Origin of the sequence: Filibacter tadaridae (genome assembly GCF_900609045.1) — a bacterium.
GTDB classification, from domain to species: domain Bacteria; phylum Bacillota; class Bacilli; order Bacillales_A; family Planococcaceae; genus Sporosarcina; species Sporosarcina tadaridae.
The window spans coordinates 135522-156734 of the sequence record NZ_UXAV01000036.1; the positions used below are offsets into that span (position 1 = coordinate 135522).

Consider the following 21213-nt stretch of genomic DNA (forward strand, 5'->3'; position numbering starts at 1 on the left):
CGAGGAGTGATAAACAATGAAATGGGAAGAGGTTCGTCAATTATATCCTGATCAATTTGTGAAGCTTAGTATTCTTGATTTTCACCTAGAAGACGATAAAAAAATAGTAACTGACGTTGCTTTAGTTAACATCATTGATGATTCTAAAATGGCTACAAAAGAGTTACTAAAATCAAAAGGTGATACTATTGTTTACCATACAGGCTCTGAAAAAATTGTGATTGAAATGAGAAATCCTACAGGCTTAAGAGGTATCAGATTATGAAACTAAAGTTAATTAATCATTTGCTTGAAGTAGAAATGGTGATTTCTTATAAAGGTAAAACAAAGATAGTAGATAAGCTTGTTATTGACACAGGTGCAGCCCATACTCTTATCTCATCGGATATTGTTGATGAGATAAGCATTTACTTCGAAAATGGGGACCCTTTAGTAAGTTCTTACGGAATTGGTGGTGAGGAATATTCTTTTCGAAAATCAGTTGATTTTATTACTCTAGGGACGCATGAAATACAAGGAATGAAGCTAGACTTTGGAAATTTAGATGGCTGGGATATCAATGGTCTCATAGGGCTAGATATCCTGATGGATGGAATGTTTATCATCGACCTAGGAAAGTTAGAATTGGCTCGGAATTGAAATCGGTGCCTGTGTAACAAACAACAGCGAATTGTGTGAGTACCTGTGCAAGAAAAAACAATGAACAATTCACACAATTACATAATAATGCAGGATATATAACGTTTATCTAATCTTCTGCTTATAAATATGTAATTGTAGTGAGTTAACTGAATTCGGCCTTGCACAGGTACCCATCTCAACTGGCGTGCGGTGTCCAGCTTGGGAGAGATGCTCCTTGGATACGATGAACTTCCTGAAGACTTGAAAATCTACGTGCCAAACTTTGACCATGTCCTTTATGATGTATCTACTTACACGGATGAAGACATTAAGGGCAAGGCACAGACGCGAATATTTTTGACGCTTCTCCGCGATATATTCACAAAAGACGGCGACAAATTAGAGGAGTCTATTCTTCGTTCAATTCATTATTTGAACGAATTAGAAGATAGGCAAACGGGAACGGAGTATTTGGAAACCATTATGCGTTATGTATTCAGTGCCGGCAAATCCTTAACTAAGCGCAATATAAATAAAATGATTCGTCAAATTGAAACAACTTATCCGGAAGGGAGTGAAATGACCATGACGTTAGCGGAAATGTGGATGGAAGAAGGCAGAGAAGAAGGTATGAAAATAGGCATGGCAAAAGGCATGGCAAAAGGTAAAGCGGCTGCGTTATCTGAAACCGCGATTCAACTGCTGATTGAAAAGTTCGGCAAAGTCCCTCAAGATATGAAAGATGGCATCATGAATTCCGACACAGCCACCTTGAAACTTGTGTTGTTTAATATTTTTCGATATGAAAGCGTTGAGGATGTTCGGAAATATATTCAATAAGTAAGTAAATTACGTTCATTTTGTATACCAGGTTATAAAACAACTCTAAATTGTTTTATGACCTGGTATTTTTGCTACGGGCCATTTTGCTGGAAAGAAATAAATGATAGGTGACAGGTTCTAAAACAATTGGGAATTGTATTAGAACCTGTCACCTTATTTTATTGATCTCAAAGAAAATGGCATCTAGATCAATGGCAGCCATGATCTCTTCATATTTTTGGGTAGGTTCCATGTCATATAATTCTTGGATGCCAAATAGGCTCTGTTGTCGTATACTAGTCAAATGGAGTACCTCCAGTCTTTTGGGATGTTTTCGTCGACTACCAGTATACAAGACTTGGGGAGGTACTTCTTTTTTTATGCCTTGAAACCATTGGGGGACAAGGGCTTGGAGTTATGAAATTCATTCAATTGTATAAAAAAACAACAGAGCTTAGACACGTACGCATTTATCTGATTTCCAACTCCTAAATATACAGTTGTAGTGAATCGTCAGAGTAATATTACGCGCAGGTACCTGATCATTAGATAGATTCGAGTGAATTTGAATTATTTTGATGAATAAACTAGGGTGCCATAAGAATATTATATAAAAATAGACATAGGTATTAAAGACACATTCACGGGTTGGAAACTGTATTAAACTTTCAAAGTTCTATTCCATCTCATAATCACACTTTTTTTGGCAGAGACGTTAGCCTCGTACGACTTCTATCCTAACAGAGAGGGACTGCGGGTCTGTAACGAAGGAGATATACCTTTATTTAGTTAATAAAAGACGTTTCTTTGTAGATTATAAAAAAGGGGGAGAATTGTTGAATGAATGGAAAAAGGGTACAATCTTTGCTAGTTTAATTATAATGGTAGTTGTAGTGGCATTCCTCTTTATTGACCAAACAAGTCACAAAGTTAGTGTTGATAATAAGCAAGTTGAACAAGCATATATCAATGACTTATCGGAAAGGACTCTTAAATTAGCAAAACTATTGAAGCAGAGTGAGAATTTTTCATTAAACAACATTAAAGTTGATTTAGAAAATTCTCCGAATCGTGTAATCTATGTAAATTTGATACCCAACAGAACAAATGAGATAAATGATATTGAGAAATCAGTTCGTGAGGTACTCCAATCAGAAAAGGCTAAATCATTGATTCAGAAAAAAGAAACGTTTGATATTATTGTATTAAATACGGATAGAGAAAAAGTAAATTAAAATAAAATGCAATAAGACGAAAAGCTACCTGATTATGTTAATAAAAGTAATTTTTTAGATTTGTGTAATGTTTACCACCCATAAACAATCGATTCAATCGCTGAATTGTGTCGGTACCTGTGCAACAAAAAATAACAAACAATTCAACCAATTGTATAAATGCTCGATAAATATTGGACATCAAGACTTTTATCTCATAAATATGTAATTGTAGTGTATTGTCGGAATAGCTTCGTGCACAGGTACCCGATTGGATAGGGAAAAAACCTCTAAACTTGTTTAGAGGTTTTTTCTGTTCTTTAGAGCAACAGTTACGCTGTTCGCCTAGCATTAATAGTCCAACACATTTTGCACATAACTCCACTTTTCTTTGTCGGCTAATATGTTCATTTTCACTTCCAAATCGCCACCTAGATAAACATTCTGTCCTTGTATGGCAACGACCATTGCTTGCATGATAGGATCACTATCATTTCTTTGATACACATCGCCAATTTTAGGTATATATGTGTTTGGTAAATCGGTTTCTCCCCGTAGTGATTCTTGGTTCTCAGCCGTTTTTTCATCTGGATGTTGTAAGTCAATAATCGTTGCACCATCCTCAAGCCCAGGCACCATCACCCAGTATTCATTATGTTTGATGCCGTTTGACTTATTACTAATCACACCGTTTTTTTCAATCGATGATACCATTTCTATTGCATGGAGATGGTGATGGTCAAGCGAGTCAGGCTTTGGATTGATTACTAAAATGTAATCACCAACTTTAGCCTTAACGTCCTTATTCAGTGTATAACGTTTTTGAATGTAAATAAAACTATCTAAATGCTTAGGTTTATAAAAATCAATATCCTTCGCTGTAGCGAGTTGTTGTTCAAAATCCTCCAGGCGAATGAGGTGAATAGACTGTTTGAAAAATGTTTTTATAGAATATACTTTATGCAATTTATTTTGAAAGTAAACAAATTGACCTTTACGAACGTTTATTAGCTTCATTTATAATCCAACCTCGCTAAAAGTATTTTTTTACCTATTCTTAATCACTCGGTCTGCTTGATTGTTTTGTAAAACGATATTGCCATTAAAATAAGAATAATGGAAAAGGGAAGTGCTGCAATAATGAGCATGTTTTGAAAGCCCTCAAGCCCACCGGAGTACATGACAATTGCAGCCATCGCTGAAAGTATCAATCCCCAAACAATTTTCACTACGTTTGATGGATTTAGTTGTCCACCTGTACTAAACATGCCTAGTACAAATGTGGCTGAATCGGCGGATGTAATGAAAAATATCGCAATCACAATTACCGTCAAGAAAGATAGTATCATACCTATTGGATAATATTCATACATGCCAAATGTCACTGTTTCTGTAGCTAATTTAGATAGCTTGGCAATGCCGTGTTGTTCTAGATTCAATGCTGATCCACCAAAAACAGCGAAAAAGATAAATGTCACGAGTGTAGGGGCGATTAATACACCAACAATAAATTGTTTGATTGTACGCCCTTTTGATACACGCGCGATAAACATTCCAACAAATGGTGCCCAAGATATCCACCATGCCCAATAAAATATTGTCCAGTCGTTAATCCATTCCCGCTGATCTCTGTTTACTGGTTTTAATTCGAAACTCATTTGAATAAAGTTGCTTATATAATTACCGATTGTCGTTGTAAACATATTTATAATATACATCGATGGTCCAACGATAAACAGTGTGCACAGTAGTAAGACTGCGAGCCACATGTTAATCGAACTTAAGTATTTAATGCCGTTTCCAATACCTGACCATGCGGATATTATGAAAATGACGGTGGCTATTACTAAAATAATGAGTTGAAACCAAAAAGCTTTTGGAGCGTTAAATAAAAATGTTAACCCGCTATTGATTTGGGCCGAGCCAAATCCAAGTGTGGATGCAACGCCAACTACTGTTGCAAAGATAGCAAGTGTATCGACTAATTGTCCGATTGGACCACGCATTATTTTTTTGCCGAATAACGGTTCAAGTGTTGCGCTTATTAACCCAGGGGCACCGACACGAAATTTAAAATAGGCGAAGATAAGTCCGACAACAGCGTATAATCCCCAACCGTGGAATCCCCAATGTAAGGAAGTGTATTGAAGGGATTCCAAAATTGCCTGCTCTGAACCTGGCACAGCATTTGGTGATTTAATGAAAGCGTGTGAAATGGTTTCTGCTGTCGTAAAGAACATGAGCCCAATTCCCATACCGGCACTAAATAACATCGCAAACCAAGCAGGCAAACTGAAATCTGGTTCATCATCATCTTTTCCTAGCTTGATTTTACCAAAGCGTGAGAACATCATATAAATACAAAAACTAATCATTGCCATGATGACAACCATATAAAACCAACCAAATTGATTGTAAATAAAATTAGTCACGGATTCGGTTAATTCATTTAAATGGTCAGGGGCAAAAGATCCCCAAAGTACTATTGCAATACATATGATGACAGCATACCAGAATACTTTTGTAATACGCAACGAGATTCCCCCATTCCTTACCGTTAATAGGATGGGCAATTTTTTCGAATGCCATTCATTTAGATTTAAATGGGCTTATCCACTTTTCACAAACATTAATCTTCCACGTATTAGTCAATTGTGTGTAGTGCCTGCGCAAGAAACAGTCATGACAATTTAAACATTCATGTTTGTTGGGATAATCGTGAACGTTTAAACTAACGCTATTGTTTGGTGTGCAGGTACGTTTTTAAGATTCTACATAGGAAATTTAAAGGAAGTCGTAAAGTGAACGAACTATCTTCTGTTACGTGAAAATTGATATAATAGACGTACCAGCAAACAAGGGGTGGTATTTATGAATGAAAATTTACGCCTAGTACGCCAAAAGCTAGTAGAATTTGCAGTTGGAATAGCTGCAATTGACGGTGGAAAACCAAGTGCATTTACACAAAACCTCTTAAACCAATATGCAAATGGTCAAGTTTCATCCAGCGAATTGAAACAAGCGATTGTTGAAAAATATACAAGGGCTTCACAGTAATTTATGGATCCATGTATTTGTCCTGATACAAACACCTTAAATAACAAATTAAACATTCGAGATGAACAAGAATTAATTTACCCGACAAATAAAGATATTACACCTAGATATCGGAGGGGACACGCAATTTAATATAGCATCGCTGAATGGACTATATATATTGTTTTTCTAGAGGGGAATACTGTTAAAGTAAAATCATCAAGCTTAATGTCGCTGGTAAGAGGTGGTCTAGTGTTGGGATTTGTTGATGACTTGGCAGGTGCTATATATGATATTTTAAAATTTATTATAAGGTCAATTAGCTACTTACTTGCAGGGGCAATAATTGTTGCAGTTCCAATGTATTTGATAACTTGGATATTTGGTTTATTTCAGTAATCACATTTAATTATCGGGCAAATTCGCAGTACAACATTGTTCCAGAATCGGGCCATTTAATGGAATTGTTCTAAAGTCAAATACTTTTCCATAATAAAAATAATAGGGGGCTATATATGAAGATTCAAAAACAAAAACTCAAAAAGATATTCGAAAAAACCACGAAAAACAACTTAATACATGAATCTGTGCTACTTATAGAAAACTCTAACGGGGACTTTTCATACCATAACGGGTACGGAGGTAAGAAGACAGATACCCCTTTCCTACTAGCAAGCATTACAAAGCTATTCACAAGTACTTGTATTCTTATTTTAAGGGAGCAAGGAAAACTGTCACTAGACGATAAAATAGCAAAATACTTTCAAGAAGATACGTTGCGTGACCTTCATGTATACAAGGGGCAAGAGTATTCCATGGATCTCACACTCTCCAATTTATTATTTCATACAAGTGGATTGCCGGATGTGATAGAAGAAGGGAGTAGTAAGGCAAAAAAACGTGTTATTGATAAAGACAGGAAAATTGGTATTGATGAAATCATCATAAAAACGAAGCAATTGAAACCACATTTCGCTCCAGATAATGGGAAAAAGGCCCATTATGCAAATATAAACTTTGACATACTAGGAAAAGTAATTGAAATAGTTACTGATTCGACATTAGAAGATGTTTATAAGCAGTATATCTACGACCCATTGGGACTCAAAAATACATACCTTCCGATAGATGAAAATGACTTTGTTCCGTTTGTTTATTATAAGGACACCTCCTTATATCGCCCGAAAATGGTTAGAAGTATTCGCGCCAGTGGTGGTTGTATTTCTACAGCTCGTGATTTAATGATATTTATCAAGGCTTTTTTTGGCGGGAGATTGTTTAATAAAGCTGTTTTTCGAGGATTGGACATCAATAACAAATTGCAAGCCACCATGTCCCCCATTCATTACGGTGCTGGATATATGAGAATTCCGTTGGGTGGACTTGCGACACTATTTATGGGAAAAGGTGAATTATTGGGTCATTCAGGCTCAACTGGTTCATTTGCATTTTATCATCCTGTATCTGACCTGTTTTTTGTAGGAGATGTCAATCAAATAGCAAATCCTGCACTCCCTGTACGATTGGCGATGCGACTTGCTATGTCTACAGGCTCATAGAGGTACACACACAATTAGTAAAAAAAAAGAGCTGTTGCAGAAATCAGTGGTCACTGATTTCTGCAACAGCTCTTTTTGGATTAAGGTAATTGACTTCTTTGACAATTGAAAGTAAACCGTCTGGATGGTACAGTAAAGGTAGGATGCAGAAACGAGGTAGATATGAAATGACTGGGACAACACGCAAGATAGATATTCTAGATGCGGCTTCTAGAATTGTTGCAAATAAGGGGATTTTCCATTTAACAATAGAAGCTGTAGCGGCAGAAGCGGGCATAAGTAAAGGGGGCTTGCTCTATCATTATCGATCAAAAGAAGTGTTAGTCGAGAAAATGGTAGAACATTTAGCCGCTAATTATAAAAGCAAGATTGCATCTCAAGCGGAAGAAGATCAGCAGGAAAAAGGGAAGTGGACCCGCGCATATTTGGATGTAACCTTTAAAAGAGGATATCCAAACAAAGACATGCATTCTGGTTTACTAGCAGCAAAAGCCATTAACCCTGCATTAATTAGCCCAATCCGAGAGGCCTATTCTGAATGGCAAGCTGATATTGAGACGGATGGAATCGATCCTGTGATGGCTACAATCATCCGATTAGCTTCCGATGGGATTTGGCTCGTAGATCTTTTCGATATCAACCCAATAAGCGATGAGCACAAAGAACTAGTTTATGCTAAATTGAGAGAATGGACCGATAGTTAAAAATCCCATGACAGTCGCATTTATGGACGTTTTTCCATCGTGTGCAGAAACGCCAACCCGCTCGGACGGGTTGAAAGCTCTCATTCTTATATGTATAGTAGTACCAGAGAAAGTAACCGTCCAGACGGTATAGTTTTTATCTGCAGAATAGATTGGAGACTACAACATGAAAAACAAAGTTTTACTTACCGCTGCTGTAACAGGAGCTGGAGAGACAACAGGCATCAGCCAATATGTACCTGTGACGCCAAAGGAGATTGCAGAATCTGCGATTGAGTCTGCAAAAGCAGGTGCAACAGTTGCACATATCCATGCGCGGGACCCGAAAACTGGCGGAATCAGTCATGATATCGAGCATTACCGGGAAATAATGGATCGCATCCGTGATTCAGAAGTCGATGTAATCGTTAATATTACTGCAGGTGGAGGCGGCGATTTCATCCCGAATCTAGACACTCCTGCAGCTGGCGGAACGGGTACGTTCATCCAAACTCCGGAAGAAAGACATCGCCCAATCGGGGAACTGCTTCCTGAAATGTGTACATTGGATTGTGGCAGTGTCAACTTCGGAGACATGATCTACATGAGCCCGACGGAGTGGTTGAGAAAGCAGGCCAAACTCATTCAACAAAGTGGTGTGAAGCCTGAACTGGAATGTTTCGACACGGGACATTTGCGATTTGCGAAACAGCTGATTGACGAAGGGCTGATTGACGGGGATCCGATGTTTCAATTTTGTTTAGGGATTCCATGGGGAGCCGAAGCGGACGCTGAAACAATCATGTACTTCAAAAATCGACTTCCTGAAAATGCACACTGGTCCGCATTTGGAATTGGACGTATGCAGTTGCCGATCGCAATGCAAACTGCCATGCTAGGCGGAAATGTACGTGTCGGATTGGAAGATAACTTGTACCTATCTAAAGGGGTACCGGCAACTAATGAGCAACTCGTCGACAAGGCAGTTAAAATGCTGCAAAGCAATGGGATTGAGACGATGACGCCCCAAGAGGCAAGAGCATATTACAAATTGAGAGTTCCACAGGGAGGTGCAGTAAGATGAATGAAAATGCTTTCGAAGTAAGAAAAGTTGCTGTTATCGGAACAGGCGTGATTGGGAATGGGTGGATTTCACGCTTTCTGGCGCAAGGTCTTGAAGTGATTGCATTTGACCCAGGTGAAGGTGCAGAACAGCGTACACATGCTGCGATTCAACAAGCATGGCCATCACTCGTACATATAGGGCTCGCTGAAAATGCATCAGCAGACCACATCACATTTGTTGAAACGATTGAAGAAGCAGTCAAAGATGCAGATGTGATTCAAGAGAATGTACCGGAAAGAGAAGACTTGAAAAAAAGCGTGCTGGCTGAAATAGACCGGTTCGCAAAGCCGGAAGCAATCATTGCTTCGAGCACTTCGGGCATTATGCCGAGTCAGTTACAAGAGGACCTGCAAAATCCTGGACGCATGATCGTCGCACATCCATTCAATCCGGTCTACATTTTACCTCTCGTTGAACTCGTAGGCGGGCAAAAAACGGACCAGGTAACCATCGAGCGGGCAAATGCTTTTTACAGCTCCATTAACATGAAGCCGCTGATTGTACAAAAAGAAATTGAAGGCCATGTAGCGGATCGATTGATGGAAGCCCTCTGGCGCGAAGCGTTGCATTTAGTCAATGACGGAATTGCAACGACTGAAGAAATCGATGCTTCCATTATTTATGGAGCTGGATTGCGTTGGGCACAAATGGGACCTTTCTTGACATTCCATCTGGCGGGTGGCGAAAAAGGGATGCGTCATATGCTAGAGCAATTCGGCCCTGCGTTGAAACTGCCATGGACGAAACTGGAAGCACCTGAATTGACGGATGAATTGAAAGAAAAAGTGATTGAAGGCTGCGAAACGCATGCAGGTGAAAGTTCCGTATATGAACTGGAAGTGAAGCGCAATGAATTCCTTGTCAAGCTTCTCGATTTAGTGGAAGAGTATTGGCATGAACCGATGGAAACGGCAAAGTGATTTCAAACAAAGGGGGTCTCTCAAGTGGAACAGACAATTTTCAGCTATTCTAGCGACGTACTGCATGAGTGGGTAGATTACAACGGCCATATGAATGACTCCGCCTATTCGAAGGTATTCAGTTTAGCAGTGGATTCATTTATGGAGCATATCGGATTAGATGAAGAAGCCCGAAGTTCGTATGGCTATACGATGTTCACGCTGGAAACACATATTTGTTACTTACTAGAAGCGCATGAAGGTGAGAGGTTAACGATCACCACTCAGCTATTGGATACAGACGAAAAACGAATACACATCTTTTTCACTATGTGGAACGAGAATCGTGAACTTGTTGCAACGAGTGAACAAATGCTAATGGGCATAGATACGAATTCGGGAAAGGCAGCTCCCTTTCCAAACGATGTAGCAGAAGTTGTAGAAAAAATCGCACTAGCAGATAGTCAGTTGGAAACCCCGAAACAAGCGGGTCGTAGAATCGGCATTAGACGCTAAGCAACAGCTTCGCTTAGCGTTCTATGGCCATTCACCTTGCCACTGGCTATTAACAAAGGGGAAACGAAATGAGTAAAATCGAAGTGAAAAACTTAACGAAAATATTTGGTTCAAATCCAGCACAAGGAATGAGATTATTAGAAGACGGTCAAAAGAAATCGGAAATTTTAAAGAAAACGGGAATGACAGTCGGTGTAAACAAAGCGAGCTTTCACGTTGAAGAAGGTGAAGTTTTTGTCATCATGGGATTGTCGGGAAGCGGAAAGTCAACGCTGATCCGTTTAGTGAATCGCTTGATAGAACCGACGAGCGGAGAAGTTTTGATCGATGGTGAAAGTTTAAAAACCATGGATACAGCGGAGCTATTGAATACGCGAAGAAAAAAACTAGCTATGGTGTTTCAGAACTTTGGACTACTGCCGCATCGTACAGTCTTAAGCAATGTCGCGTATGGGCTGGAACTTCAAGGGATGAAAAAGCAAGAACGAGAAGCAAAAGCTATTAAAACGCTCGAAGACGTCGGTTTGAAAGGATATGAAGCAAGTTATCCTGGAGAACTGAGTGGTGGTATGCAGCAGCGTGTGGGAATTGCAAGAGCGCTGACGAATGATGCGGATATTCTGCTAATGGACGAATCCTTTAGTGCATTGGATCCAATCATACGTAAAGAAATGCAAAATGAATTGATGAATTTACAAAGTAAACTCGGGAAAACGATTCTATTCATCACACATGATCTGGACGAAGCACTAAAACTTGGAGACCGGATCGCCATTATGAAAGACGGTCAAATTGTCCAAGTAGGGACAGCTGAACAAATATTAGAAGATCCAGCTGATGAATATGTTGCGGAGTTCGTCAAAGATGTTGACCGCTCGAAAATATTGGAAGCTTCCCACGTGATGAAACGGCCGGAAGTCGTGATGAGTCATAAAGATGGTCATCGTATGGCAATCCGGAAAATGGAGGAAGTTGGCGCATCGAGTATTTTTGTAGTCGGAAAGGACAATGAATTAAAAGGTCTTCTTACAATTGACGACGCAATCAAAGCATTCAAAGAAGATATCCCATTGAACGATATCTTGATCGAGGATGTCATCTCTGTGCCTCCTTCAACACCATTAAGTGATCTCATTGAAATTGCCGTAGACTCCAAGTATCCAATCACAGTGGTGGAAAATAGCAAGTTATTGGGGATTATATCGCGTGTTTCCATCCTATCCGGTCTCGTACTCGGCAGAGAAAAGGATGTCGAGATTGAAACAAGCGAGGTGATCCCAGTATGAATTATTTCGACTTGCCCCTAGAGGATTTCACGAATGACTTTGTGGATAATTGGCTCTTGCCGAATACAGCCGGTTTTTTCGATCGAATTAGCGATATATTACGTTCGTTCATAGATATGGTCACGTCGTTTTTACTTTTTATCCCTCCTGAGGTCATTGTTATTGCGGTCATTTTAGTCTCTTGGAAGGCTTCCGGGAAAGGACTTGCCTTATTTGCATTACTCGGTGGGTTTTACTTAGGAGCTGTCGAATTATGGGCGGAATCTATGCAAACAGTTGCTATTGTAATCGTTTCTACACTGATTTCGGTTGCAATCGGGATTCCAGTTGGTATTTTAACAGCGCTCAATAAAACAGCGGAACGTATTGTCCGACCTATTTTGGACTTTATGCAGACGTTGCCGAGTTTTGTATATCTCATTCCGGCGATTTTATTATTCGGTCTCGGCAGCGTACCCGCAGTCATCGCAACGTTCGTATTTGCAACTCCTCCAGTTGTCCGCATGACAAGTTTGGGTATCAAGCAGGCTCCTGAAGATGTGATCGAAGCTTCAAGAGCTTTCGGATCCACGAAGTGGCAATTGCTTGCGAAAGTGCAGTTTCCGCTTGCAGTTCCTACGATTATGGCAGGTGTCAATCAGACAATGATGTTGGCACTATCCATGGCTGTCATCGCTTCTATGATTGGCGCGCCTGGACTCGGAGATACCGTACTGACGGGTATTTCCACTGTCAACGTAGGACTTGGACTGACAGGTGGATTGGCCATTGTAGTACTCGCTATTATTTTGGACCGAATCACACAAAGTATTGGCACCAAATCATAACATTAAAAAGGAGAGAATAACTTGAAAAAATTTTTACTAGGAAGTTTCGCAGCTGTGCTGATCTTAGCACTTGCCGCTTGTTCTTCAGCAAGTGGAAAAGATGATTCCGGCTCAGAGGATAGTAACGACAAAACGATAACATTCGGTGTAACGCCTTGGACAAGCACCGTCCCTCCTACAAAAATCGCGAAATTGATTGTGGAAGACATGGGCTATACTGTGAAAGAAATTAAGGCGGATGCAGGAAATGTGTTTATCGGCATGTCACGCGGAGATATTGACGCATTCATGGATGCATGGCTGCCTGCGCATGAAAATCATCTTAAGAAATATGAAGACGACCTGGACGTAACCGCAATCAGTTACGATGGCGTCCAAATGGGTATGGTAGTTCCCAGTTACATGAAAGACATTAACAACGTCAGCGACCTTAAAGGAAAAGAAGACTTGTTCAACAACGAAATGTATGGGATTGAAGAAGGGGCAAGTGCTACAGGGATTTTTAACAACATGATCGAAGGTCATGGCCTTGACTTAAAACAAGTGAACTCTTCCGAAGGCGGGATGCTGGCACAAGTAAAGCGCTACACGAAAAGTGAAGAGCCTGTCCTATTTTTCGGATGGCGTCCTCACACGATGTTCAACAAATTCGATCTGAAAGTGTTGGAAGACGACAAAAATTACTTCGAAAAGGCAGCCGTGAAAGTCATTACAAACAAGGACTTGAAAGACAATTCACCGGATGTTTACGAATTTCTGAGCAACTGGAGCATTCCGATTGATGATGTAGAACAAATGATTGTACAAATCGAAGAAGAAGGAACGGATCCTGAAGTCGTTGCTCAAGAATGGATTGACAACAACCAGGACAAAGTGGATGCAATGCTAGGGAAATAATCATAAGGTTCTGTGTGGTGTGCAAAAGTTCCACACAGGGCTTTTATCTATAAAAGCTGAAGTGAATCCGAATAAGTGATAGAGGACAGACCAACCAAAAAAGAACCGTTCCGCTTGCTATATGGCATAGGACGGTTCTTTTTTGGTTGCTTATAAGTCTCTTTCGGAAACTTCCGGTTCGTGTGCGAGGTTCTCATTGGATTCAAAATTAGTTTAGAACGCTAATACTCGACACTTTGTTGTGATGCAAGGCCGGACGAATCAGGAAGAAAAGGAAATATTGGAGTGTCTATCACTTTTTTAACTTCTTTCGGAAGGTATTAAATGTGAATCTGTACAGTTAAAATGCTACTATGTTAGTGGTAGATTCACATTATAAATACATCAAGAAGGAAGTAGTGAAACGTATGGCAATTGCATCGCATTCTGTAATCATTCCAACATCTGTAGAGAACGTATGGGAATACGTTAGTCAAATTGAAAACTGGGCAGTAATGGTTCCTGCCTATAAGGAACATGAACAAATTGATGAACAAAAGTCAGTGTGGATATTCGAAGGGAATATAAAAGGATTTAAAAAGGCTGTGAAAATGGAGTTGAACGTTACTGAATTTCAAGAGCCATCGATGATTCGGTTCGAGTTAAAAGGGTTAACGGACAACTTTACAGGTAGTGGCAAGTTTACTGCTGAAGAAACGGCAGGGCAAACAATGATGACGGGGACAATTGAAGTAAATGCAGGCGGCTTAACTGGCGCTGTGTTGACACCTGTTATTAAAATGGTGTTGCCGAAAGTGACAACACGCTTAACAGAGAAAATTGCACGCCAAGTTAAACGCGAAAAGTTCCCGGTTTTGTAACGAAGGTTTTGCTTATTGAGGTGACTGGAATTCCTGTCAATTTTATAACTTTTAAATAATCTGGCTGACATTTGCATGAAGTGCTGTTAGTCAAAAGATGTCATAGAAAGTAACCACTCAGCTTCTTGGTCGGAAGCGGAGAGTGGTTACTTTTTTTATTGGCGTAAAAAAGATCTTCATGATTAAATTGAAAAAATAAATTTCACTACGTTGTATCCTTTTTCGAATGGATTGTCTATATAAAGTGTGAAGGCATCGTTCGTCTAGGCAAAAGACGTCGTACTGTCGTCAAAAAACACTAGCTACCAGGCTCCAGCGCTTTTGTTTTTCATTCACCAGAGGAGGATTCATGATGAATTTATTAATCGAAGAGTCGCCGCTTCAAGTGCTTCCCTCGCTTGCTATGCAAGTAGGATTGAATGAGGCTATTTTACTTCAACAACTGCATTTTAGATCGCTCATCTCGACGAACGTGCGGGATGGGCATAAGTGGGTTTACAAAACATATGACGAGTGGAAAAACGAAGAATTCCCATTCTGGTCTGTCGATACGATTAAAAGAGCGATTCGTAGACTGGAAGACAAAGGGTATATCATTGCGACTTCTTCGTACAATCGGATGAAAATGGACAAGACAAAATGGTACCGCATCAATTATGAAAAACTGCATTGTCCGGTGATGCAAGATGCGCCATCGACGACGGCACAATCAGCTCAAGAGGAAGTGCAAGATGCATCATCGACGAGAGCACAATCGGCCCAAGAGGAAGTGCAAATTGCGCCCACTACAGAAGGCAAAATGCCCCTAGCAATAACCAAAGAGGTTAAGAGTATTAAAAAAGATATTGTCGAGAACGATCTCGACGTTGTGTCTGTCATTGATTATTTGAATGACAAAGCAAGTACGCAATTCAAAGCGTCTTCGAAATCAACAGCGCGATTGGTGAAAGGGCGTTTACGTGAAGGGTACAAATTAACGGATTTTAAGAAAGTTATCGATAAAAAAGCTGGGAACTGGCTGAATGATCCACATTGGCAGAAGTATTTACGCCCTTCCACGTTATTCAATGCGACGAATTTTGAAAACTATTTGGAAGAATCGAGGGTCAGTGACTTGCCGGCAAGCAGTCCGCCAAAGCCACTCGAATTAGACTTTAGCAAAGGGGAGGCGTAACGGATGACGTGTCATGAGCAGATTGAAAAAGGTGTGTTAGGAACGATGCTTTCGGAGAATTATTTAATTGTCGATAGTGATGTGTTTCAAGACTTTTTCATCAGTCAAATTCACAAAAACATTTTTGGGTGCATGCAGGCGTTACTGGCAAAAAAACGTCCCGTCGACTATGTAACCCTACTGACGATGATGGAGCCCGTGCTACTTGGCGGTGCAAATTACTTGGCCGAACTGGCGAATTTTGCAAGCCCGACGAAGTTTGACCGGTATGTTGACATGATGCGCGAGGCATGGAAAAACCGTGAAAAAAACAAGATTCTCATACAGGCGAAAGAGGGGGATTGGGAAATTGGGTCAATCCAACAAGCGTTTGAGGATTTAGAAAAGGAAGGCAGTGCAGGACTCGATGCGGGCATTAAAATGGATTTGGTGCGGATGGGTGAAAGACCTTACGAAGAAAAACAGCATGTACCTGGCGTACCGACTGGATTGCATGATATGGACAAATTGCTCGACGGTTTCCAACCTGCCGAATTAATCGTCATTGCTGCAAGACCATCGATGGGAAAGACTGATACGTTGAATCATTTCGCGCTCCATGCAGGATTAGCGGGGTATAAGCCAATTATTTTTTCGCTAGAGATGAGCAGAACGTCGATGATTGACCGGTTCATCGCTATAACGGGCGGTTATAACCGACTGCGTATGCGAAATCCATACACGCATTTCACCGACAAGCAAAAATCGAACTGGCTCCCGACTCTCGCTAGATTGGATGAAGCGAATATTCATATTGATGACCGCGCCGGGCTTACAGTGTCCCAAATGCGTGCTGCAGCGAGAAAAATGATACATACGGAGCCGAAGCAAAAACCGATTATTTTCGTCGATTATTTGCAAATTATCCGTGGCGACTCCCAGAGCTATAACCGCACTGAAGTCGTCGGGCAAATTAGCAATGATTTGAAGCAAATGGCAAAAGAATTTGACTGTCCTGTCGTTTGTCTATCCCAGCTAAATCGCGGTGTCGAAATCCGTGATAACAAACGCCCCGTCATGAGCGATTTGCGCGACTCGGGTAATATTGAACAAGATGCGGATGTGATCGGTTTTTTATACCGCGACGACTACTACAACAAAGAAACAGACATGCCAGCTCTATTAGAAATTCATATCGCGAAAAATCGCAATGGCCCCACAGGAACAACAACTGTCCGTTATGTGAAAGAAACAGGCATTCTCCATAATATTGAATGGTAAACAACAAAAGCGAGGGGCGCCTGGAGGCTAGACGAAAAATCGCTTTGTACAAACTTACTCACAGTACGAGATTTTACAATTACCTAGGCAAAGAGAAAGGATGGCGTGAATATGGTATCTGTACAAGAAGTGTTTCAGTTGGCGATTGAAATGGACATGGTGCACTTGGCACATCGGATGTTTTGGGCAATTGCCGAGGGGAAAGTAAAAGTGGAGGAAGACTCCGAGCGACTGGATGCCATCGACTATGACGATCAGGCGATTTCGAAAATGGTTGCACGAAATCAGTTAAGTATTGGCAAGATTAAGCTGTACGTCGTTGAAACTAGAGAGCCAGGTCGATTCGCATTTTATTATAGTGGAAATGTTTTAGAAGCGCATGCACTCCACCAGGACATGTTCCGAGAGACGCCAAAACGATTGACGAATGGCTCTCATTTAATGCAGAAGCTTTTTCATTTCGATGAAACGGATGCTTCGAATATATTATACTTCCACCGCAACAAAGTTGTTGCGTATCCTTATTATTTAGGACATGCCAGCGCGGGGGAGCGGGTGTTGGCGCGGATGTAGGCTTGAGTGAGAGTAACGAGACTGAATGTTTTGTTCTTTTACTCTGAAGAAAGTGAATCGTTATGTTATCCAATTCGTAGTAGAGATAACGGGTTTTACTGAAAAGGGTTTTCTAGTACGAGGAGGGGTTGCATGAGACAGTTGTTTATCAAGCAAAAGGTATTTAACTTAATTCAGCCGGGGGGTGCCCTGCCACTGAATTGAATGGCGTATCCAGCATTCATCCCGCTACTTATGGAAGTAGGGGAATTCTGATGAATAAAGTGAAAAGCTATAAGTATGAGGAATTATAAATGATATACTTGTTGTACTAGTTTGATTAGTCTTGAATAGGAACTGCCTTCAACAATAAGGACCAAGATTGTGGCAGATCCTTCTTCGAATAATAACATAGCAAGGGGGGAATAAAATGGATGCGTTGATGTTAGAAGGATGGACTCCCATACTGCTTTTCGGAATTGTGTTTGCAGTTGGGATGTTTATTATGTCCCGTAAAGTTTCAAGACAAGCTTTATTTTCAACCTCTGCTGTATTAAGCCTGATCTGTCTCGCGGTAATTATTTATAGCGTGATTGGCGTTGGGGGTTGGGAAGGTATGGGATTAGGAGTTGTTTCGATCACTATTTTACTAGGAATATGGATAGGTACTATTATTGGGGCTCTCTTAAGAAGTAGCAACTAGGATGCATCTTATCGGGCGTTAATGCCTTGTAAGAGTCCTCACTTAACCGACGAATGTTTTCTTCAAAATGATCTTATTTAAACGGGCGCATTAGCCGTGAATTTGTTTGTTTTGGGGAATTGGTTACTAATTGAGCAATGGTATACACCTTCCTCAGAGGAAAAGATTATATTAAGCGAAATGATTCCAAAAACAGTCGAGAGCGAGGACTATAAAAAGATTGATGAAGATGAGAATATAGTGGCCATTGAAGCGAGTATGGACAGGAGCAGAGGGGGAGTGTTTCCTTATTATTTCGGTGTCAGTGTCCGTACTGATAAACAAACCTTCATATTCTCTTGTAGCAGTAAGCGATGCGAGACAATGGAAAATGGTGAATGGACATACTACAGATATACAGACGAAAAACCTCGCCTTCCTTTTGGTTAATAAACGGGTTTAATAATATACGGAAATCAGGTACTTTAATAGAATTGAAAAGCGTCCAAATTTCATTATCGGGCCATATTGCTGAGGAAAGTAATCACATATTTAAGAAGCAACTACTCAATTTTTGGTTTATAAAAAGAAGTACCAAAATTGGCTACACCTATGGTTTGAATCAAAGTGCAGTGTAGAAGGATAATGAACAAGAAGATTCTGTAGATTTAGCAAAAAGCCTATTCTATGGGCTCTTTTTTAATTCTAAAAGAAAGATTTCACATATTAATGTATCAAGTTATGATATAGCTGTAGACATATGTATCACATCATGATATATTGTTATTAGATACATGTATCATTTTACGATATATCCTAAAAAAATATAGAAAGTTGGTGATTGGTTGAAGAAAACGGATCAATTAACAGATTCAACATTTTATATTATGGCTGCTCTAACCAAACCGAGGCATGGTTACGCTATTATGAACTTAATTGAAGAAACAACAAATGGAATAATTACTATAGGTCCAGCCTCAATGTACACGATTATTAAAAAGTTGTTAAAACAAGAGTGGATTTATTTGTATGATGGATCGGATTCAAGACGTAAGACATATCTGCTTACTGAAAAGGGCAGAGAAGTATTTGAAGAAGATTTAAAGGTGAGGAAACTGATGATTCAATTAGCTGATACTGGATTGAAGGAGGTCCAAGAATGAGACAAACAAAGTATATTATGTCAGGTGGGTTAGCCTTTTCTGAGGAGAAGGATATGGAAAAATTACGCCGATTTTCTTTGAAAGGTTGGCATGTCAGTGATTTTAAGTTTATGGGGTATACGCTTGAAAAAGGAGAAGGATCAGATTATATCTATAATGTAGATTATCATTCACTAAAATCGGATGATGAAGAGGAATATTTTGATCTTTTTTCATCTTCCGGTTGGTCGCATGTTTCCTCAGAAGCAGATATTCATTTATTTCGGGCACATCCTGGTACAAAACCGATTTATACAGACCGTGACACAACGGTTGAAAAGTATGAAAACTCAAGGTCCTCAATGAAAAGCATGGCAATTCCATTTGTTTTAATAACAGTACTCGTATGGTTTGGAGCTATGATAAGTTCTGGTATCTTAAAATCATTACTTATTGTAGTAGCTGCTATTCTCAGTGTAATTGCCATCCCAACAGCTTGGACTGTAATCGCAATATATAATAACAAGTGGAAGGTAGAAGGAAGAAAAGGATTAGTTATGTTAGTGAAGATTATACCATTTATTCTATTACTAATTGCGATTATCATTTTGTTCTTTGTTGATGGTACAGGTATTACAGTTAACATCCTTACAGCCATGATGATTGGGGCGGTCGCATTTCCAACTGCTATTTGGGTCATCATGTCCCTTTATCATAAAGTCGGGGGAAAGCGAGAGTAGAATAGAAATTGGTTACTGGATTGGGCTTGGAAGCAAAATTTATAAATAACTTTATCGATCCGTCTGGTGATTTAAGAAATGATTGCATTTTGCATTTATACAAAGGTACGCTTAAAGTATGGTTCGTTCGGTTACCTAGCATCATCTAGTTAATGTGTTAGTAAATTGCTTATGGTATTTTGGCCGGTGTATTCGAAATATTGCTATATCATTGATGTTGTAGAGATATCTTCGCCTAACGGGCGCTTTAACGGTATAAGGTTTGTGCTTCAATCGGGCCATATTGTAGTGTAAAGAAACTGATAGAAGTTGATTAATAGTGCTAATTTGATGTATATTTGAATTATCACAAAAAGGGAGATTAGCCTATGTTATCGAGCATTGTAGTAGACGTTTTCACAGATATAATTGAACAAAACGTCACAGGGGTACAGTAAAAATAACCCCTTTACTGCGACCCCTGAAAAAATGGGGGAATCTAAATTGATCAAGAAGTATGTAAAGAGTTTTTTAACAGGAGAAAAAGTAATTCTACGTAAAATTACAAAAGAGGATTACGAGAGCTTTTCTAATGTTGAGGACGTAATGGAAAGTCGTCTGTTAATGAATGATGGTATTCCATTTCCACCAACTGAAGCAGACCATGAAAAGTTTCTTGGAGAAATTAGCTCTGAGAAAGATGACTACATGTTTGCTATTGAACTTAAAGATGAAAAAGTATTCATCGGAACGATAGCTGTTTACTTAGTTAATTGGAAAAATGGCACCTGTCATGTCGGAGTTTCTATTGGTCCTGATTTTCAAGAAAAAGGTTATGGAACAGATGCAATGAAGGTTTTACTTGATTTTATTTTTAATTATATGAATGTAAATAAGGTAAAACTTCAAGTGTTTGGTTATAATCAAAGAGCTATTGGCTCATATGAAAAATGTGGATTTCAGTTGGAAGGCACTTTTAGAGAAGAGCTCTTTAGATTTGGCAAATACCATGATATTCTTGTTATGGGTTTGCTAAGAAAAGACTGGGAAGAGACATTAGTTTAAACTAATAAAGGAGAGAGCAAATCAGTAAGTTGGTTTGCTCTCTTTTAATAATCTTGCGACAATCGGGCGCATTTCTAGCACAAAGATTTGCACCCATTCATCAAACTGGCCCTTAACGGAATAGCACTTAAACGTTTGTTAAAGAGGCTGTAATCGGTTTGTTCACTATGAAAACCTGAAGACATTGGAGGAAATCGCTTGTTAGGAGAAGAGTTCTATAATCGAATAGGAAAATCAAAAAGTCTATTTGCGGTATTCGCCACTATAAACATT

26 protein-coding genes are annotated in these 21213 nt (G+C 39.6%); 23 read left to right on the top strand and 3 right to left on the bottom strand.

Annotation, left to right across the window (positions count from 1 at the left end):
• Positions 1 to 16 precede the first annotated feature (16 nt).
• From FILTAD_RS07195 to FILTAD_RS07205, 3 genes are all read left to right on the top strand, one after another.
• Entirely contained in the window at positions 17 to 265 is a 249-nt protein-coding gene (locus FILTAD_RS07195; RefSeq protein WP_124069798.1) for a hypothetical protein, read from the top strand.
• Positions 262 to 639, top strand: a complete 378-nt coding sequence (locus FILTAD_RS07200; protein ID WP_124069799.1) for an aspartyl protease family protein — start codon at positions 262 to 264, stop codon at positions 637 to 639. The genes FILTAD_RS07195 and FILTAD_RS07200 overlap by 4 nt, the downstream gene beginning before the upstream one ends.
• 192 nt (positions 640 to 831) lie before the next feature.
• The gene (locus tag FILTAD_RS07205) at positions 832 to 1461 is read left to right on the top strand and encodes an Rpn family recombination-promoting nuclease/putative transposase (protein WP_282432572.1); all 630 of its coding nucleotides are present in this window, start codon (positions 832 to 834) and stop codon (positions 1459 to 1461) included.
• A 151-nt stretch (positions 1462 to 1612) separates the two neighbouring features.
• On the opposite strand, the gene FILTAD_RS16180 is transcribed toward FILTAD_RS07205, so the two are convergent.
• Entirely contained in the window at positions 1613 to 1747 is a 135-nt protein-coding gene (locus FILTAD_RS16180; protein WP_282432574.1) for a hypothetical protein, read from the bottom strand.
• 532 nt (positions 1748 to 2279) lie between these two features.
• On the opposite strand from FILTAD_RS16180, the gene FILTAD_RS07210 reads away from it, so the two are divergent.
• Complete coding sequence (locus FILTAD_RS07210; RefSeq protein WP_124069801.1) at positions 2280 to 2678, top strand: hypothetical protein; 399 nt, start codon at positions 2280 to 2282, stop codon at positions 2676 to 2678.
• A gap of 330 nt (positions 2679 to 3008) precedes the next feature.
• On the opposite strand, the gene FILTAD_RS07215 is transcribed toward FILTAD_RS07210, so the two are convergent.
• Both FILTAD_RS07215 and FILTAD_RS07220 read right to left on the bottom strand, forming a co-directional pair.
• Entirely contained in the window at positions 3009 to 3674 is a 666-nt protein-coding gene (locus FILTAD_RS07215; RefSeq protein WP_124069802.1) for a hypothetical protein, read from the bottom strand.
• 44 nt (positions 3675 to 3718) lie between these two features.
• The gene (locus FILTAD_RS07220; RefSeq protein ID WP_124069803.1) at positions 3719 to 5191 is read right to left on the bottom strand and encodes a BCCT family transporter; all 1473 of its coding nucleotides are present in this window, start codon (positions 5189 to 5191) and stop codon (positions 3719 to 3721) included.
• 337 nt (positions 5192 to 5528) lie between these two features.
• Between FILTAD_RS07220 and FILTAD_RS07225 the strand changes: the two genes are divergently transcribed.
• The 19 genes from FILTAD_RS07225 (at position 5529) to FILTAD_RS07310 (ending at position 20940) form a co-directional block, all read left to right on the top strand.
• Positions 5529 to 5714, top strand: coding sequence for an antitoxin VbhA family protein (locus tag FILTAD_RS07225; RefSeq protein WP_124069804.1), 186 nt, complete (start codon positions 5529 to 5531; stop codon positions 5712 to 5714).
• Positions 5715 to 5948: 234 nt separating this feature from the next.
• A complete protein-coding gene (locus FILTAD_RS15885) occupies positions 5949 to 6092 on the top strand; it encodes a hypothetical protein (RefSeq protein ID WP_162497510.1) in 144 nt (47 codons plus the stop codon).
• A 116-nt stretch (positions 6093 to 6208) separates the two neighbouring features.
• On the top strand, positions 6209 to 7252 hold the full coding sequence (locus FILTAD_RS07230) for a serine hydrolase domain-containing protein (RefSeq protein WP_124069805.1): 1044 nt from the start codon (positions 6209 to 6211) through the stop codon (positions 7250 to 7252).
• A 167-nt stretch (positions 7253 to 7419) separates the two neighbouring features.
• Positions 7420 to 7956: a TetR/AcrR family transcriptional regulator gene (locus FILTAD_RS07235; protein ID WP_124069806.1), complete on the top strand. Its 537-nt coding sequence runs from the start codon at positions 7420 to 7422 to the stop codon at positions 7954 to 7956.
• A gap of 166 nt (positions 7957 to 8122) precedes the next feature.
• Positions 8123 to 9019 carry a beta-keto acid cleavage family enzyme gene (locus tag FILTAD_RS07240; RefSeq protein WP_124069807.1) on the top strand — a complete coding sequence of 299 codons (897 nt, stop codon included), beginning with the start codon at positions 8123 to 8125 and terminating at the stop codon, positions 9017 to 9019.
• Positions 9016 to 9981 carry a 3-hydroxyacyl-CoA dehydrogenase NAD-binding domain-containing protein gene (locus FILTAD_RS07245; RefSeq protein ID WP_124069808.1) on the top strand — a complete coding sequence of 322 codons (966 nt, stop codon included), beginning with the start codon at positions 9016 to 9018 and terminating at the stop codon, positions 9979 to 9981. The genes FILTAD_RS07240 and FILTAD_RS07245 overlap by 4 nt, the downstream gene beginning before the upstream one ends.
• Positions 9982 to 10005: 24 nt before the next feature.
• Positions 10006 to 10476 (top strand): thioesterase family protein, encoded by a 471-nt coding sequence (locus tag FILTAD_RS07250; protein ID WP_238988179.1) that lies wholly within the window; start codon positions 10006 to 10008, stop codon positions 10474 to 10476.
• A gap of 68 nt (positions 10477 to 10544) precedes the next feature.
• Positions 10545 to 11762 carry a quaternary amine ABC transporter ATP-binding protein gene (locus FILTAD_RS07255; RefSeq protein WP_124069809.1) on the top strand — a complete coding sequence of 406 codons (1218 nt, stop codon included), beginning with the start codon at positions 10545 to 10547 and terminating at the stop codon, positions 11760 to 11762.
• Positions 11759 to 12589: an ABC transporter permease gene (locus tag FILTAD_RS07260; RefSeq protein WP_124069810.1), complete on the top strand. Its 831-nt coding sequence runs from the start codon at positions 11759 to 11761 to the stop codon at positions 12587 to 12589. Before FILTAD_RS07255 ends, FILTAD_RS07260 begins: the two co-directional genes overlap by 4 nt.
• 21 nt (positions 12590 to 12610) lie before the next feature.
• Positions 12611 to 13486, top strand: coding sequence for a glycine betaine ABC transporter substrate-binding protein (locus FILTAD_RS07265; protein WP_124069811.1), 876 nt, complete (start codon positions 12611 to 12613; stop codon positions 13484 to 13486).
• A gap of 407 nt (positions 13487 to 13893) precedes the next feature.
• Positions 13894 to 14346: an SRPBCC family protein gene (locus FILTAD_RS07270; protein ID WP_124069828.1), complete on the top strand. Its 453-nt coding sequence runs from the start codon at positions 13894 to 13896 to the stop codon at positions 14344 to 14346.
• 352 nt (positions 14347 to 14698) lie between these two features.
• Positions 14699 to 15520, top strand: coding sequence for a conserved phage C-terminal domain-containing protein (locus FILTAD_RS07275; protein ID WP_160117582.1), 822 nt, complete (start codon positions 14699 to 14701; stop codon positions 15518 to 15520).
• Positions 15521 to 15523: 3 nt separating this feature from the next.
• Positions 15524 to 16780 (top strand): replicative DNA helicase, encoded by a 1257-nt coding sequence (locus tag FILTAD_RS07280; protein WP_124069813.1) that lies wholly within the window; start codon positions 15524 to 15526, stop codon positions 16778 to 16780.
• A gap of 111 nt (positions 16781 to 16891) precedes the next feature.
• Positions 16892 to 17353 carry a hypothetical protein gene (locus tag FILTAD_RS07285; RefSeq protein ID WP_124069814.1) on the top strand — a complete coding sequence of 154 codons (462 nt, stop codon included), beginning with the start codon at positions 16892 to 16894 and terminating at the stop codon, positions 17351 to 17353.
• 409 nt (positions 17354 to 17762) lie between these two features.
• The gene (locus FILTAD_RS07290) at positions 17763 to 18035 is read left to right on the top strand and encodes a YesK-like family protein (RefSeq protein WP_124069815.1); all 273 of its coding nucleotides are present in this window, start codon (positions 17763 to 17765) and stop codon (positions 18033 to 18035) included.
• Between the two features lie 96 nt (positions 18036 to 18131).
• Positions 18132 to 18464, top strand: a complete 333-nt coding sequence (locus tag FILTAD_RS07295) for a hypothetical protein (RefSeq protein WP_124069816.1) — start codon at positions 18132 to 18134, stop codon at positions 18462 to 18464.
• 395 nt (positions 18465 to 18859) lie between these two features.
• Positions 18860 to 19177, top strand: a complete 318-nt coding sequence (locus tag FILTAD_RS07300; protein ID WP_124069817.1) for a PadR family transcriptional regulator — start codon at positions 18860 to 18862, stop codon at positions 19175 to 19177.
• Positions 19174 to 19896 (top strand): DUF2812 domain-containing protein, encoded by a 723-nt coding sequence (locus FILTAD_RS07305; protein WP_124069818.1) that lies wholly within the window; start codon positions 19174 to 19176, stop codon positions 19894 to 19896. Before FILTAD_RS07300 ends, FILTAD_RS07305 begins: the two co-directional genes overlap by 4 nt.
• Positions 19897 to 20364: 468 nt before the next feature.
• A complete protein-coding gene (locus FILTAD_RS07310) occupies positions 20365 to 20940 on the top strand; it encodes a GNAT family N-acetyltransferase (RefSeq protein ID WP_124069819.1) in 576 nt (191 codons plus the stop codon).
• The last annotated feature ends 273 nt before the right edge of the window (positions 20941 to 21213 follow it).